This is a genomic window from Marinobacter aromaticivorans (assembly GCF_002806975.1).
Lineage (GTDB): Bacteria > Pseudomonadota > Gammaproteobacteria > Pseudomonadales > Oleiphilaceae > Marinobacter > Marinobacter aromaticivorans.
The window spans coordinates 610,507-624,860 of the sequence record NZ_NIHD01000001.1; the positions used below are offsets into that span (position 1 = coordinate 610,507).

Below are 14,354 nucleotides of genomic sequence, written 5' to 3' on the forward strand. Positions count from 1 at the left end.
TTTTACAAAATCTCTTATATATGAAAATTCTTCATTTTATCTCTTCGCCCGCAGCCGGAGGCGCTGAAACTTACGTTCGTGACCTGTCGATTCAAATGCGCAGAAAAGGCCATGATGTTCACGTAGTGTTTCTGCAGTCTGCTGAGGAGAGCGGGCGCGACCTTGAGTTCGAGAAACTGTTTCTTGAATCGCTTTCCGCAGAGTCGATCTCCTATTCATTCGTAGGAAAAGCCGCGCGGAGAAAGCCCTGGCTTGGTGGGTTACGGCTGCGTTCGGAGGCGAAGACTTTTCGACCAGATATTATTCATTGCCATCTTTATTATGCGCTGCTGTTTTCCTTTTTTCTGTTTAAGTTGCCGGTGGTGTATACACATCACAGCTTCAAATTAGGGTTGCCTAAGTTTTTTTATCTTCTTTTCGATTTTAAGGTCAGCGAATACATTGCAATCTGTACCGCCTGTAAAGCGCTGCTGCAAGGTGGCAGTCGCCGCATAACGCAAATCAATAATGCGGTATCAAGAGATCGAATCATCACGCAGGCCGTGGTGGTCAATCCAGCAGTTTGCGACGTGACCTGTTTGTTTGTGGGCAGCTTGAGGGAACCCAAAAACCTGCCGCTATTGTTGACTGCGTTTGGGGAGCTCAAGTGCCCCAATGTTCGGCTGCTGATTGCGGGAGAAGGACCTGAGAAGGCTGAATTACAGAGACTGGCGGATTCTTTAGGGATTACAGGGCGGCTAACGTTTTTGGGCAACGTATCTAATATTGGAGAGGTGCTGGCCAAAAGCGATGTGTTCCTCATGTCCTCCGCGTGGGAAGGGCTGCCGATTTCCTTAATCGAGGCCACGTTGACAGGTTTACCTGTAGTCGTTACTAACGTAGGCGGTTGCGCAGAGGTAGTCCACCAATGTGCGAACGGTTTTGTGGTGGATGATTTGACTGTTGGCTCCTATGCTGCTGCGTTGAAAAAAATGGTTGAAGATGCTGAGTTAAGGGCTTTTTTCTCCCGTAACGCCTTGTCGTTTTCTAGCGTGTATGAAATTGACGAAGCCGTGGAACAGCACTTAGAACTCTATCAAAGAGTAAGAAATTTATAACTGTGAGGCGAGACTGAACATAAAACTTTATGAATTTGTCTAATAGTTTTATAGTACTTCAGGGCCTAGTCACCTCGGAGCAATGGGCTAACTTCACCTTCATCGAAAACGATATCCACAACCAAGCTGATTGTGTTAATGCCTGCGAAGGCGTCGTTGATTTTGTGCTGCACCAGGCTGCCCTGGGCTCAGTACCACGCTCCATCAACGATCCTATCACCACAAACGCAGCCAACATCACCGGCTTTCTGAACATGTTGCTAGCTGCCCGAGATGCCGGCGTTGAAAGCTTCACCTATGCTGCCGGTAGTTCCACTTATGGGGATCACCCGGCATTGCCAAGGCGATGCCTCGGTATCTTGATCACAAAAGCTGATATCACCCGCCAGTCACCTCTGTTCGTATTTATTAACGGATCAACTACATGAAGAAAATCGCAATCATTGGCCTCGGGTACGTAGGCCTCCCCCTGGCTGTAGCCTTTGGCGAAAAGCGGCCGGTTATCGGTTTCGATATCAATGCCAAACGCATTGCCGAGCTTAAAAAAGGTGAGGACTTCACTCGCGAAGTTTCTCGAGAGGAACTGGCGGCTGCGTCTCACTTGTCGTTCACCGATTCCCTGAGTGACATTGCTGACTGCAAGGTGTTTATTGTGACCGTGCCGACGCCAATAGATGATTTCAAAACGCCGGATCTCATGCCCCTGGTGAAGGCTAGTGAGAGCGTGGGTAAGGTGCTGAAAGCCGGAGATATCGTGATTTATGAATCTACGGTTTATCCTGGTGCTACTGAGGAAGTGTGTGTGCCGGTACTGGAGCGGATCTCTGGTCTGGCATTCAATGCGGATTTCTACGCCGGTTACAGCCCGGAGCGGATCAATCCGGGAGATAGGGAGCATCGGGTGACCACAATCATGAAGGTCACCTCGGGCTCTACTTCCGCTATTGCCGAGGAAGTGGATGCCCTGTACGCGGGCATCATTACGGCGGGCACTCACAAAGCCAGTTCCATCAAGGTGGCGGAAGCCGCCAAGGTGATTGAGAACACCCAGCGGGATCTGAATATTGCGTTGGTAAACGAGCTGGCAATGATCTTTGCCCGGTTGGGGATTGATACCCACGAGGTGTTGGCTGCGGCAGGTACCAAGTGGAACTTTCTGCCGTTCAAGCCTGGTCTGGTGGGGGGGCACTGCATTGGAGTGGATCCGTACTATTTAACTCACAAAGCCCAGGCTATCGGCTACCACCCGGAAATCATTCTTGCTGGCCGCCGGGTGAACGACGGTATGGGGTCGTATGTAGCCTCTGAACTGGTTAAGGCAATGATCAAAGCCGGCCACACCATAGCCAAAGCGCGAGTGTTGATAATGGGTTTTGCTTTTAAGGAAAATTGCCCAGACTTGCGCAATACCCGCGTAATTGATGTAGTGCAAGAGTTGCGGGAATTTGGCTGCCAGGTGGATATTACCGACTGCTGGGCAGATGCCGCCGAGGCGGAGCACGAATACGGTATTAGCCTCACCGAGCAGCCAGTGAAGGGTGGGTACGACGGTGTGATTGTAGCGGTTCCGCACCAAGAGTATGCGGTGATGAGTGCAGGTGATCTGAGGGGCTATCTCAAAGAGAGTGGCGTGCTTTATGACCTCAAAGGCTTGCTGCCTTTGGGTGAGGCGGATTTGCGGCTTTGATGAAGGCTTCAAATAAAATTCTGTTTGTGGTGAATGCACCAGAGTTTTTTCTCTCGCACCGGTTGCCCCTGGCGCAAGCTGCTAGAGCTGAAGGCCATGAAGTGCATGTTGCGTCGGCACTTGGAGAATGTGCCCATAAAATTGAAGACCATGGTTTCACTCATCATATTGTGCCTTTTGCGAGGAGCGGGCAAAACCCGCTCAATGAGCTGACAACGTTATTCAAACTTGTTGGATTGTTTCGCAGCCTGAAGCCGGATTTGGTTCACCTTGTTACTATTAAACCCGTTCTATACGGAGGCATTGCGGCGAGATTCTCTGGCATCAGTGCTGTAGTTTCCGCTGTTTCAGGGCTAGGTACGGTTTTTCTTGCATCTTCAGTTGTAGCAAGAGTTCGTATGTGGCTGGTAAAACGCCTGTATGCCGCTGCGTTTAAACAGAAAAGGCTCGCGGTTATTTTTCAGAACCCGGATGACCGCGATACTTTGCTAAGCTTGGTTGCCTTGGATTCGTCTCGTACGCGTATGATTCGTGGTTCTGGTGTGGCTCTTGGTGAATACCTTTGCCAGCCGGAGCCAGCGGGTACGCCGGTTGTGGTCATGGCAGCGCGTTTGCTCAGGGATAAGGGTGTTTTTGAATTTGTTCAGGCGGCGGAACATTTGGTTGAGCGAAACGCTGCTGTGAAAATGCGCCTGATTGGATCGCCGGATCCCGGTAATCCAACCAGTGTATCGGAGCATGACCTGGAACGCTGGAAGCAAGCTGGAGTGGTTGAGCTGCTCGGCTATCGTACAGATATTGCGGAGCAGTACGCGGCTGCCAATATTGTCTGCCTGCCATCCTACCGTGAAGGATTACCAAAAAGCTTGGTAGAAGCCGCTGCGTGCTGTAGAGCGGTGGTTACTACAGATGTACCAGGCTGTCGCGATGCAATCATCCCTGATGTAACCGGACTGCTTGTTCCTGTAAAAGACCCAGTAAGGCTGGCTGACGCTCTTCAGTCTCTTATCGAAAATCCAGTATTGAGAAAGAAAATGGGGCGGGAAGGACGAAAGCTCGCAGAAGAGGCGTTTGCGATTGAGCGGATCGTGGCGCAGCATCTTCAGATTTATAGAGAGTTGCTTGAGTCATGACGAATAAAGTGCGGGTGCTTGTAACCGGGGCTAACGGTTTTGTGGGAAAAGCTCTTTTTCGCTTGCTCTGCAGAAAAGAAGGCTTTGAATGCACGGGCGTTGTTAGGTCGCATGCTCAAGGTGCTATTTCAGAAAATAGTTTTGTTGTAGGAGACCTGGGTGCCGATTGGTCTTCCGTCCTTTCTGGCCAAAATATTGTTGTGCATACTGCTGCTCGAGCACACGTCATGAAAGATGAGGTGGGAGATCCACTTTCAGCATATCGCACGGTTAATACGATAGGCTCCCTTAATCTTGCCCGCCAAGCCGCTGCCGCTGGTGTGAAGCGCTTTATTTTTCTAAGCTCGATTAAAGTGAATGGCGAACAAACACTCCCGGGGGGGGCGTTTACAGCGGGCGATAAACCCGCACCAGAAGATCCCTACGGCATCTCAAAATGGGAAGCAGAGCAGGGGTTAAAAGAGCTGGCTGTTGAAACCGGTATGGAAGTCGTTATTATTCGGCCTCCACTTGTTTACGGCCCGGGGGTGAAGGGCAACTTTGCCAGTATGATAGAACTGGTCGGTAAAGGCGTGCCGCTGCCGTTGGGCGCTGTCCAAAACAAACGCTCTTTAGTTGCTTTGGATAACCTCATCGATTTGATCATCACCTGCACTGACCACCCCGGCGCTGCAAACGAGACGTTCCTCGTGAGCGACGGGGAGGATCTTTCTACAACGCAACTGTTGCAAGGTATTGCTGAAGCCATGGGTGAACCGTCGCGGCTGATACCTGTTCCCGCTGGCATACTGCAATTTGGAGCTACTCTACTTGGCAAAAAAACTGTCGCCCGGCGTTTATTAGGGTCTCTTCAGGCTGATCTCAACCACACCCGGAAGTGTCTAAACTGGACGCCACCCTTAACGGTGAGGCAGGGCCTTCAGCGTTGTTTTCCAAATCATCAGGATTGAAGTTTTGATTCGTACATTGGATTTTTTATTCTCGTTGCTCGGCTTGGTGTTCGGTTTTCCCGTGTTACTTGTTCTTTGCGTGATCGGGTTGTTTGACACAGGCTCCCCGGTATTCCGTCAGGAAAGGGTCGGGCGAGATAAACGACCGTTCACTCTGGTTAAATTCCGGACGATGTCAGTAGATACCGCCTCCGTCGCCAGCCACCTTGCAAACAGCGCATCCATCACAAAATTTGGTCATTTTTTACGTCGCACCAAGCTAGACGAACTGCCACAGTTATGGAATGTTCTGAAGGGTGAAATGAGCCTGGTTGGCCCACGGCCCTGTTTGTTTAATCAGGAAGAGTTGATTGCGGAACGTGAGCAGCGGGGCGTGTTAAAAGCCCGGCCGGGCATCACTGGCTTGGCCCAGATAAATGATATTGATATGTCGACACCGAAACTTTTGGCGGAGACGGACGCCCGGATGCTGGCCAGTTTGAACTTGACCGCTTACTTTAAATACATCTTTATGACAGTTTCCGGTAAGGGGTCGGGCGATAGAGTACCCGGAAAGGATTGATTTCTCCCTCTTCTCAACCCTTCTCTCGCAGGGAAGAGGAGCTTACTCATTTTTAGGGACTGAAAACATGTTTAAGAGTTTTTTGGGGCTGCCTCGCCTGCATAAACGTGTTGTTTCTGTTGCGGTAGACGCGGCTGCTCTCTCTTTTGCTTTGTGGGCGTCGTTTGCGTTGCGCTTGGAGCAGAGTCTTTGGCTGCCTAATCAGGGCCAGTTTTTAGTGACAGCGCTTACCGTCATTTTCACGCTCGGTGTTTTCGTTCGTCTCGGTCTTTATCGCGCTGTAGTCCGTTACATGAGCGACCGGGCGTTTCTCACCATCATTATGGGCGTAGGGATTTCTGCGTTGTTACTGATTGTGCTTGGTTACAGTCTCAACGTTTTCATTCCGCGCTCGGTTCCTGTTATTTATGCGGCCCTGGCATTTATTTTTGTGGGCGGCAGCAGAATGAGTGTGCGCATGCTGGTGCACCATTCGACTAACCGGGGCAAGGAGTGGGTAGCCATTGTGGGTGCGGGGGAGACAGGCGCCCAATTGGCCAAGGCCTTGCAGGAAGGCACGGAATACCACCCGGTGGTGTTTATCGGGCTGAAGCCCGCCAACCACAAAGCGCTGATAGCGGGTGTGCCGGTGGTTGCGCTGAAGGATTTGGAAGAAGCGGTACGTATTCACGGTGTAAAACGTTTATTGCTTGCACTGGATGCGGAGAAAAATGTTGACCGGCGAAAGCTTTTGAACCGTTTGGAAGCGCTTAAACTGCCCGTGCAGACGGTGCCTTCCATGTCGGAACTGGTGGCTGGCCAAGCCCGGATTAACGATATCCGCGATCTGGAAATCGAGGACCTGCTGGGCCGGGATCCTGTGCGCCCGGATAACGCCCAGGTAGCGGCGAGCCTGTATAACAAGGCGGTGATGGTAACCGGGGCAGGTGGTTCCATTGGTTCTGAGCTTTGCCGGCAGATCATTCATCACCGGCCTCGGGTTCTGGTTTTATTTGAGCAATCGGAGTTTTCCCTTTATGCCATTGAGCGCGAACTTCAGGCTATCAACCGGATTGATGGACTGAATGTTGAAATTCATCCTCTGCTGGGCAGTGTTGTTCACCGCCGTCGGTGTGAAATGGCTATGCGCAGTTTTGGCATTGAAACGGTCTACCATGCCGCCGCCTACAAACACGTACCTCTGGTTGAGCTCAATGTGATTGAAGGTGTTCAGAATAACGTGTTTGGTACGCTGCACGCCGCAGAAGCCGCGATTTCGGCGGGAGTGAAGCATTTTGTTCTCATCTCTACTGACAAGGCGGTGCGCCCAACCAATGTGATGGGCGCGAGCAAGCGCATGGCGGAGCTGGTATTGCAGGGTTTGGCTCAGCGGCAGAGTAAAACTATTTTCTCTATGGTGCGGTTTGGTAATGTGCTTGGCTCTTCCGGTTCCGTAGTGCCTTTATTTCGTGACCAGATCCGCGATGGTGGGCCGATTACCGTGACCCATCAGGACATCATTCGCTACTTTATGACCATACCGGAAGCCAGCCAGCTGGTGTTGCAGGCAGGCAGCATGGGCCGTGGCGGTGAGGTGTTTGTGCTGGATATGGGCGAGCCGGTGAAGATTGCGGATTTGGCGCGCAAGATGATTCATCTGATGGGATTGGTAGAAAAAACACCAGACCGGCCCGAGGGTGACATTGAGGTTGTGTTCACTGGACTGAGGCCGGGGGAGAAGCTATATGAGGAGTTGCTGATTGGCGACAACCCGCAGGGTACTTCTCACCCCCGTATTCTAATGGCGCGAGAGGTTTCTATGCGCTGGGAGGAACTGGAATCTGTTCTGAGCACTTTGCTGCGCGCAAGCCAGGAGTTTGATTGCCGTCAGATTGTTGAGACCCTCAAAAATGCGCCGACAGGTTTTACGCCAAATGGTGATGTGGCGGATCTGGTTTGGTGTAACGGTCACCACGATGTAAAAGCTGCTGAGGGGAGTGCGGGGAAGGTGCATCGGTTGCCGGTTTGATGGATTGCTCCGCCTCGCCCCCTCCCGAAGCGTCGGAGACATAAAAAACAAAGGACTGTTGCCCATGATAAACATAACCCACCATGGCGCCACCACAGGCGTTACCGGCTCCTGCCACGAACTTACCCTGAGTTCCGGGCAGGGCGCGTCCGCTGGCATTCTCATTGACTGCGGCCTGTTCCAGGGGCAGGAAAAGGGCGACGGCGCCAACGCTTCTTCTCTCTCCGTTGACTTCCCCATTGAGCATATCCGCGCTCTGGTAGTCACTCATGTTCATATTGACCATGTCGGTCGCATTCCCTATCTGTTGGCGGCGGGTTTTGAGGGGCCGATTATTTGTTCGGAGCCTTCTGCCATAATGCTTCCGGAGATTCTGGAGGATGCGCTGAAGATTGGTTTTACCCGCGACAGGTCGCTGATTGAACGGGTGCTCGGGCTGATCCGGTCCCGGCTGGTGCCTGTGCCTTACGGGCAGTGGCATGAGGTGTTTGCAGAGCTGGGGGCTTCACTGTCGGTGCGCTTGCAGCGTGCAGGGCATATTCTGGGTTCGGCGTACGTTGAGTGCGATGCGGTGTGCGACGGTGAGCGTGAACGCGTGGTGTTCAGTGGTGACCTGGGCGCGCCTCACGCACCTTTGTTGAATGAGCCGATCCCGCCTGAGAAGGCAGATCGCCTGGTGATTGAGAGCACCTATGGTGACAAGGATCACGAGAACCGGGAGACCCGTCGTTATCGCCTGAAAGCCATTCTTGAGCGGGCGTTGGCAGATGGTGGTACAGTGCTGATTCCGGCGTTTAGTATCGGGCGCACTCAGGAAATATTGTATGAAATCGAGGGCCTGATCCATGAATTCCGCGATGAGCCGGTTGCGGAGGATCTGGCCTGGGACGACCTTGAAATCGTGGTGGATTCGCCTCTTGCGGCGGAGTTTACCAGTATCTACCGCAAGCTGAAGCCGTTCTGGAATGCGGAAGCCACCGATCTGCTTCAGCAGAGCCGGCATCCGCTTTCGTTTGAGCAGTTAACGGTTATTGATTCCCATGAGGATCATATTAACGCCGTGGATTACCTTGCCCGCTCCCGGCGTCCCTGTGTGGTGCTGGCCGGTTCCGGCATGTGTGCCGGTGGCAGGGTGGTTAATTACCTTAAAGCGATGCTGGGTGAAGCCAGGAATGATGTTTTATTTGTGGGTTATCAGGCCGAGGGTACACCGGGGCGGGATATTCTTGTATATGGCCTCCGGGGTGGCTGGGTAGAGCTTGATGGCGAGCGGTTTGATATTCACGCGCAGGTTCACCAGGTGGGTGGTTATTCTGCCCATGCCGGGCAGTCGGATTTGATCCGTTTTATTGAAGGTATACCGCAGAAACCTTCCGAGATTCGTATTGTGCACGGGGATAATTTGGCAAAGCTGGCGTTTAAACATTGTCTTGATACATTGCATTATCCATGCGTAATTATTCCCGAAGAATAGAGGTCAACTCTTTATTTCGGGTTTTTAATTACATTAAATCAATAACCTTTGCCATATGTAATTCGATGTCTTACTATACGATTGATTTCTGAAATATTGGCTGGCCTTTGGTTGTGAAGGCGAAGTTCGGGTTCTCTTCTCGACGTTTGAAAGCCAAAGATTAAATGCAGATCAACACAGGGTTTCAATTCCATGGCAAAGATTAACGACTACTACGAAAAGAAGCAGCTTATGGAAAAGCTTGCCGCCGAGATTAATCAATTGGAGCAGGATCAGGCGCTGAAACGTGAATTGGCTTTTGAAAGCAGCGTGCGTGAGCTGATGAAGGAGTACGACAAGTCTCCGAAGCATGTGCTGCAGGTGTTGGCAGCTATTGATCCGTCTATTGCTGTAGCCAAGGCCGAGGCCTCTACCGGCACCCGCGCCAAGCGCCCTATGAAGACCTACAAAAACCCGCATACCGGTGAAGTGGTTAAAACCCGGGGTGGTAATCACAAGGTCCTGAATGAATGGCGTAAAAAGTACGGCAAGGAAGCGGTGCAAAGCTGGCAGGAAGGCTGACTGGTTCGGCGTAAGCCGATTTGAATGATACGGAAAATAAAAGAGGCCAGGTGAGAAGTTCGCCTGGCCTCTTTTTATTGGTCGAATTATTGCCCGAAAACAACCACGCGATTGCGCCCGCCTTTTTTAGCTGCGTACAAAGCCTCATCGGCCTGTTGCATCCATTCCATATGATTTTTTGGCGTATCACTTAACCCCGCAATACCTATACTGACGGTATAATGAATCGGCGCAGAGGGTGTATCGACCACACTTTGTTCAATGGTCTCTCTTATACGCTCGCATATTGTATGGGCACCTTCGGCATCGGTTTCCGGCAATATGATTCCGAATTCTTCACCGCCATAACGGCCAATACTGTCTGATTGCCGCAGAATATGTTTAGCGGTTGCAGCGGTATGTTTGATAACTTCATCTCCTGCCAGGTGGCCGTGGTTATCGTTCACCTTTTTAAAAAAATCGATATCAAACATCACAAGGCTGGTGGCGTGGCCATAGCGACGGAATCGTTCGAACTCTGCATCCACCAGGTTTTCCCAGGTGCCACGGTTCAGCAGGCCGGTTAGGCGATCTGTTTTGCTGAGTTTGGCCAGCTGTTCGTTGGCCCGCTCCAGAGCGCGTTTGCCTGTGGCAATGTCGGTTACGTCGTACACCATAAGGCACACTTTCTCTACCTGCCCGGTGCTGCCGTATAGCGGGCTGATGGTGAGGTTCTGGAACATGTACTCCTCGGTGCCGGTAATGGGGCGGGTGTTGCGAAACCGGAAAAGATAGGGGCGCTGCTCCCAGGAGGTAAACGCACGGGTGTTGAGTAGTGCGACTGCATCCACTTTGCGGGTGAGCCAGGCTTTGGGGATATCCGGGAACAGATCGAAAAGCACCCGGTTGCGGATTTTACTGGCAGTGATGCCGCTGTGGTTTTCCATAAACCCGTTCCAGGCCTGTACCCGGAAGTCGAGATCCAGCACCACCAGGCCCACCTCAACGGATTCCAGCATATCCACCAGCCAGTGGAAGGATTGTGCTTCGATTTCGTTTATCGTCATGGATTAATCCACCAGGTATTGAAGGCGCTTTTCAAGGAAGGGTACTGAATCTTCCGTGAGCAGCACCAGCATGTCGCAATGGATATCCCGTTCTTCCAGCGTGTAACTGATTTCGATGCACAAGAGCTGCTCTTCCCGGGAGTTCTGGTGTTCCAGCAGTTCTGCGATCTGCCGGTGCTGGCCCAGTACGCTGGGATGACCAAGGCCGAGTTTGAGATCCAGCTGATCCCCCACACCTTTGAGGAAGGCGCCAAACAGAATGCTGGACATGTCCATCAACACTTCGACGTTTACCGACTCACCCTCAAGGGTTTCGTAGTGCAGCAGCTCTGCCATTTCCCGGAAGCTTGCGTCGGCGAACAGCAGCAATGCCTCGCCGGCAATACCTGCGCCGGTGAACCCCTGGCAAACGGCTGAATAGGTGTCGCTGTCGTGAGCGGCCGATATGGCCATGTGCAGTTCGGAGTTGGCAATAAAGGCCACTCTGGGAATGGGTTGTTTCACAAATACTCGCAGCAGGCGCGCAAGCAGGTCCGACGAGCGGCCCATGGCGACGTTGGCAATTTCCTGCAGGTAATCGTTGAGTGAAACCGAGATCTCCCGCGCCTGCGAGTTGTCATCGGGGTTGAGCGTGCTGTCGCTCAGAGCGGCGTTTTCCAGATCCCCGGGTCGATAGAAGCCGTATTCCGAAAGCAGACTGAGCACAACTCCCAGATCTGTCGGCTTTTTTATAAAGTCTATGGCGCCGAGTTTGCGTACCCGCTCACGGGCCTCGGGCTGGATATCGCCGGAAACCACGATGGTCATGATGGGCAAGTCTTCAGCCAGGACATGCTCCAGAACCTCATAGCCGTCCATCTCGGGCATGTTGAGATCGAGAAACATCAGGTCGGCTTGACCGGCACGCAGCGTTTCCAGTGCTTCTACACCGTTATTGGCAAACAGGATTTCATCGGCAAGGCCTGCAGGCAGGGCCCGGGCCATCTGTTTTCTGGCCAGTGCTGAGTCGTCGCAGATAAGAATGCGGGTGGTCATGATGGCTGCCAGAGAGAGTTGACTGGAAAGGCGGCTAACAGGTTGACGCTCACTCCCCATATTATAGCAGCGCGCTTTAATATGTACACAAAAACGACACCTTTTGCTGTTTTTGAGAAAGTAACTGGATTGTAACGGATTGTGATCTTTGTTTGTGACCAACCTCACTCCATAGGCCGATCTGTCTGCGCTACAGTGCAATTACGGCCAATGACAAGATAATGAGCATTAAACGTACAGATTCCTTGTATTCGGTCGCAAAATTAACATCGGTTTTGCACTGAAATCAGAGACATTTCTATGAGATTCCACGCGTACGGATGCGCTGCCCTTATTTCTGTTGTTCTGGGCCTTGCGCCTATTGCCAGAGCTGAACTGAAGCCCATCACCGACTCGGCTATGGGGGAGGTAACCGGGCAGGCCTTTATGCAGGTTGAGAATATTCCCGGTGCGGCTCATGAATTTACCCGCATGACCCTGAATATGGACGTGGAAACCCGGGTCAATATCGACGATGCGCAGGTTGGCCAGATTGACGGCGGCACAGACTACGCGGCCCAGCATGTGGCTATGGGCCATATTGCCCGGGCTGATGGCGAACAGTTCAACGGCGTTACCTACAACAAAGACGACGTTATACCTTTTGAGGCCCGCCAGCCCTACATCGAACTGGCTGAAGACAGCGCCGGCCTGGCGGGTTTCCGCATGGGTTTTGGGCAGGCCCGGGGATCTGTGTCTTCCCATACCACCAGCTTCAGTGGCGACATTGGCCTCAAATTCGAGGACAACACAGGGGCTCAGTACGACGCTGTACTGATGGACAGCACCGGCGCCGCTACGAATAAACGGGCTTCCCACATTGGAATATCGCCCGGTAGTTGCATTACGGGCACCAACTGCGCGCCTCTCACGGATCTTCGCTCTGTTAATGTGGGTGGTGCCAACGACAGCTTTACCGATGGCTTCTTCATCGGCTTTCAGCGAGAAGGGATGGATTGGCAAACCCTGAATGGCGCCAGCACTATCAGTGCCGGAAAAGGTGTGTTCATTAACCTGCCCACCAACATGACCCTTAACCTTGACGATTTTGTAAACGGCGGCGTGGACCGGCTGCGCACCCATCAGGTGGATATGGGGACTAATCTGTTTTGATTTTGCTAGACTCCTGACTCGGTTAATTCACAAGGCAGGAGTCTTACTTTTGATCCGCTCTTTTTACTGGCACGATTACGAAACCTTTGGTGTCGACCCGGTTCACGACCGCCCCGCCCAGTTTGCCGGTGTGCGGACCGATGCGGATCTGAATATTATTGAAGATCCGCTGGTTATATACTGCAAGCCCACCGATGATTACTTGCCATCACCGGAAGCCTGCCTGATTACCGGCATTACACCCCAGAAAGCGCTGGAAGAGGGTTATCGGGAGGCGGAATTCATTGCTCAGATTAACGAAGCCTTCAGCCAGCCCGGCACCTGCGTAGTAGGCTACAACAACCTGCGCTTTGATGATGAAGTCACCCGCCACACCCTCTACCGCAACCTTCGGGACCCCTATGCCCGCGAATGGCAAAACGGCAATTCCCGCTGGGATATTATCGATATGGTGCGGCTGACCTACGCACTCCGGCCAGAAGGCATCAACTGGCCGCGCAAGGAAGATGGCAGCCCCAGCTTCAAACTTGAGGAGCTTACAGCCGCCAACGGCATTACCCACGAAGCCGCCCATGATGCCATGTCGGATGTGGAAGCAACACTTGCTGTTGCCAGGCTGATCCGGGAAAAGCAGCCAAAGCTGTTTGATTTTGTTCTGAACAACAAAGACAAACACGCCGCTCGCGCCATGCTGGATACAGCAGCCATGAAGCCGGTTTTCCACATTTCCGCCAAATACCCCGCTATTCGCGGCTGCTGTGCCATGGTTGCGCCCATCGCAGATCACCCGAGCAATAAAAACCAGGTGATTGTTTACGATTTAAGGGAAGACCCGAGTGAACTCATTCATGCCACACCTGAGCAGATTCGCGAGCGGGTTTTTACCTCCCAGTCGGAACTGGGGGACAAGGCCAGGTTTGCTCTCAAAGGCGTGCAGTTGAATAAATGCCCGGTTCTCGCACCAGCCAACATGCTCTCCACGCTCTCCGCCGAGCGTTTGCAAGAACTGGAGCTGGATGGCGACACCCTGCGCGCCAACCTGGCGCTGCTGAGAAATGCGCGGGGGTTGCCCCAGAGGATTGCCGAGGCGTTCGACCAGCCCCACGAAGGGGATCTCACCGACCCGGACGAACAACTCTACGCCGGCGGCTTCATCTCACCGGCAGATCGCAGCGAATTGAACCGTGTGCTGCAAACGCCGACGGAACTGCTGGCGGAACAAAACTTCAGCTTTAAAGACGAGCGCTTGCAGGAACTGCTGTTCCGCTATCGCGCCCGCAATTACCCGGATTCGTTAACCAGCGAGGAAGCCGAGCGCTGGGAAGAGTTCCGCACCCAACGATTAATGGCTCCAAAAAAGGGCTGGCTGTCGCTTGAGGCATTCGGCCGTGAGTTACAGCGGCTAGCCAGCGACCCCGAACTGACACCGGAGAAGCAGCATATACTGGAGGAATTGCATTTGTATGGGGAATCTTTGATTCCTTATATATGAAGCAAGGAAATTGATCCCTCTCCCCCGGCCCCTCTCCCGTGAAGGGAGAGGGGAGCGTACTCCCCAAGGCCGAGGGATGACGCCAAGGCCTGCGGGCAACTCAGTAGAAGCCCCGCTTTCCCAGTGGGAAAGGGAAAGAATAATTGATGTTGGCCCT

The 14,354-nt window shown here is 52.7% G+C and carries 12 protein-coding genes and 1 pseudogene; 11 read left to right on the forward strand and 2 right to left on the reverse strand.

Translation table 11 applies throughout. From position 1 onward, the window contains the following. Positions 1-20 precede the first annotated feature (20 nt). From CDH48_RS02750 to CDH48_RS02790, 9 genes and pseudogenes are all read left to right on the forward strand, one after another. Positions 21-1,097 (forward strand): glycosyltransferase, encoded by a 1,077-nt coding sequence (locus tag CDH48_RS02750; protein WP_100687154.1) that lies wholly within the window; start codon positions 21-23, stop codon positions 1,095-1,097. Between the two features lie 65 nt (positions 1,098-1,162). Further along, positions 1,163-1,441, forward strand: a pseudogene (locus CDH48_RS02755) (NAD-dependent epimerase/dehydratase family protein); the annotation flags it as partial. 80 nt (positions 1,442-1,521) lie between these two features. After that, complete coding sequence (gene tviB, locus CDH48_RS02760; RefSeq protein WP_100687156.1) at positions 1,522-2,784, forward strand: Vi polysaccharide biosynthesis UDP-N-acetylglucosamine C-6 dehydrogenase TviB; 1,263 nt, start codon at positions 1,522-1,524, stop codon at positions 2,782-2,784. Continuing rightward, a complete protein-coding gene (locus CDH48_RS02765) occupies positions 2,784-3,917 on the forward strand; it encodes a glycosyltransferase family 4 protein (RefSeq protein ID WP_100687157.1) in 1,134 nt (377 codons plus the stop codon). The genes tviB and CDH48_RS02765 overlap by 1 nt, the downstream gene beginning before the upstream one ends. Beyond that, on the forward strand, positions 3,914-4,867 hold the full coding sequence (locus tag CDH48_RS02770) for a UDP-glucose 4-epimerase family protein (protein ID WP_100687158.1): 954 nt from the start codon (positions 3,914-3,916) through the stop codon (positions 4,865-4,867). The genes CDH48_RS02765 and CDH48_RS02770 overlap by 4 nt, the downstream gene beginning before the upstream one ends. A 4-nt stretch (positions 4,868-4,871) precedes the next feature. Beyond that, a complete protein-coding gene (locus tag CDH48_RS02775) occupies positions 4,872-5,429 on the forward strand; it encodes a sugar transferase (protein WP_100687159.1) in 558 nt (185 codons plus the stop codon). 67 nt (positions 5,430-5,496) lie between these two features. Beyond that, positions 5,497-7,437, forward strand: a complete 1,941-nt coding sequence (locus CDH48_RS02780; protein WP_100687160.1) for a nucleoside-diphosphate sugar epimerase/dehydratase — start codon at positions 5,497-5,499, stop codon at positions 7,435-7,437. 64 nt (positions 7,438-7,501) lie between these two features. Further along, positions 7,502-8,911, forward strand: a complete 1,410-nt coding sequence (locus CDH48_RS02785) for an MBL fold metallo-hydrolase (RefSeq protein ID WP_100687161.1) — start codon at positions 7,502-7,504, stop codon at positions 8,909-8,911. A 192-nt stretch (positions 8,912-9,103) separates the two neighbouring features. Continuing rightward, positions 9,104-9,472, forward strand: a complete 369-nt coding sequence (locus tag CDH48_RS02790) for a histone-like nucleoid-structuring protein, MvaT/MvaU family (RefSeq protein ID WP_100687162.1) — start codon at positions 9,104-9,106, stop codon at positions 9,470-9,472. 86 nt (positions 9,473-9,558) lie between these two features. Here the strand turns inward: CDH48_RS02790 and CDH48_RS02795 are convergent, their stop codons facing one another. Both CDH48_RS02795 and CDH48_RS02800 read right to left on the reverse strand, forming a co-directional pair. Continuing rightward, on the reverse strand, positions 9,559-10,518 hold the full coding sequence (locus tag CDH48_RS02795) for a GGDEF domain-containing protein (protein ID WP_100687163.1): 960 nt from the start codon (positions 10,516-10,518) through the stop codon (positions 9,559-9,561). Positions 10,519-10,521: 3 nt separating this feature from the next. Beyond that, complete coding sequence (locus CDH48_RS02800; protein ID WP_100687164.1) at positions 10,522-11,553, reverse strand: response regulator; 1,032 nt, start codon at positions 11,551-11,553, stop codon at positions 10,522-10,524. 300 nt (positions 11,554-11,853) lie between these two features. On the opposite strand from CDH48_RS02800, the gene CDH48_RS02805 reads away from it, so the two are divergent. Next, a complete protein-coding gene (locus CDH48_RS02805) occupies positions 11,854-12,705 on the forward strand; it encodes a hypothetical protein (protein ID WP_100687165.1) in 852 nt (283 codons plus the stop codon). 49 nt (positions 12,706-12,754) lie between these two features. Further along, complete coding sequence (gene sbcB, locus CDH48_RS02810; RefSeq protein ID WP_100687166.1) at positions 12,755-14,197, forward strand: exodeoxyribonuclease I; 1,443 nt, start codon at positions 12,755-12,757, stop codon at positions 14,195-14,197. The last annotated feature ends 157 nt before the right edge of the window (positions 14,198-14,354 follow it).

Coding starts and splice junctions, on each gene's coding strand:
- tviB (WP_100687156.1), top strand. CDS start 1,522: ATGAAGAAAATCGCAATCATTGGCCTCGGGTACGTAGGCCTCCCCCTG.
- CDH48_RS02780 (WP_100687160.1), top strand. CDS start 5,497: ATGTTTAAGAGTTTTTTGGGGCTGCCTCGCCTGCATAAACGTGTTGTT.
- CDH48_RS02750 (WP_100687154.1), top strand. CDS start 21: ATGAAAATTCTTCATTTTATCTCTTCGCCCGCAGCCGGAGGCGCTGAA.
- CDH48_RS02765 (WP_100687157.1), top strand. CDS start 2,784: ATGAAGGCTTCAAATAAAATTCTGTTTGTGGTGAATGCACCAGAGTTT.
- CDH48_RS02785 (WP_100687161.1), top strand. CDS start 7,502: ATGATAAACATAACCCACCATGGCGCCACCACAGGCGTTACCGGCTCC.
- CDH48_RS02770 (WP_100687158.1), top strand. CDS start 3,914: ATGACGAATAAAGTGCGGGTGCTTGTAACCGGGGCTAACGGTTTTGTG.
- CDH48_RS02795 (WP_100687163.1), bottom strand. CDS start 10,518: ATGACGATAAACGAAATCGAAGCACAATCCTTCCACTGGCTGGTGGAT.
- CDH48_RS02805 (WP_100687165.1), top strand. CDS start 11,854: ATGAGATTCCACGCGTACGGATGCGCTGCCCTTATTTCTGTTGTTCTG.
- CDH48_RS02800 (WP_100687164.1), bottom strand. CDS start 11,553: ATGACCACCCGCATTCTTATCTGCGACGACTCAGCACTGGCCAGAAAA.
- CDH48_RS02790 (WP_100687162.1), top strand. CDS start 9,104: ATGGCAAAGATTAACGACTACTACGAAAAGAAGCAGCTTATGGAAAAG.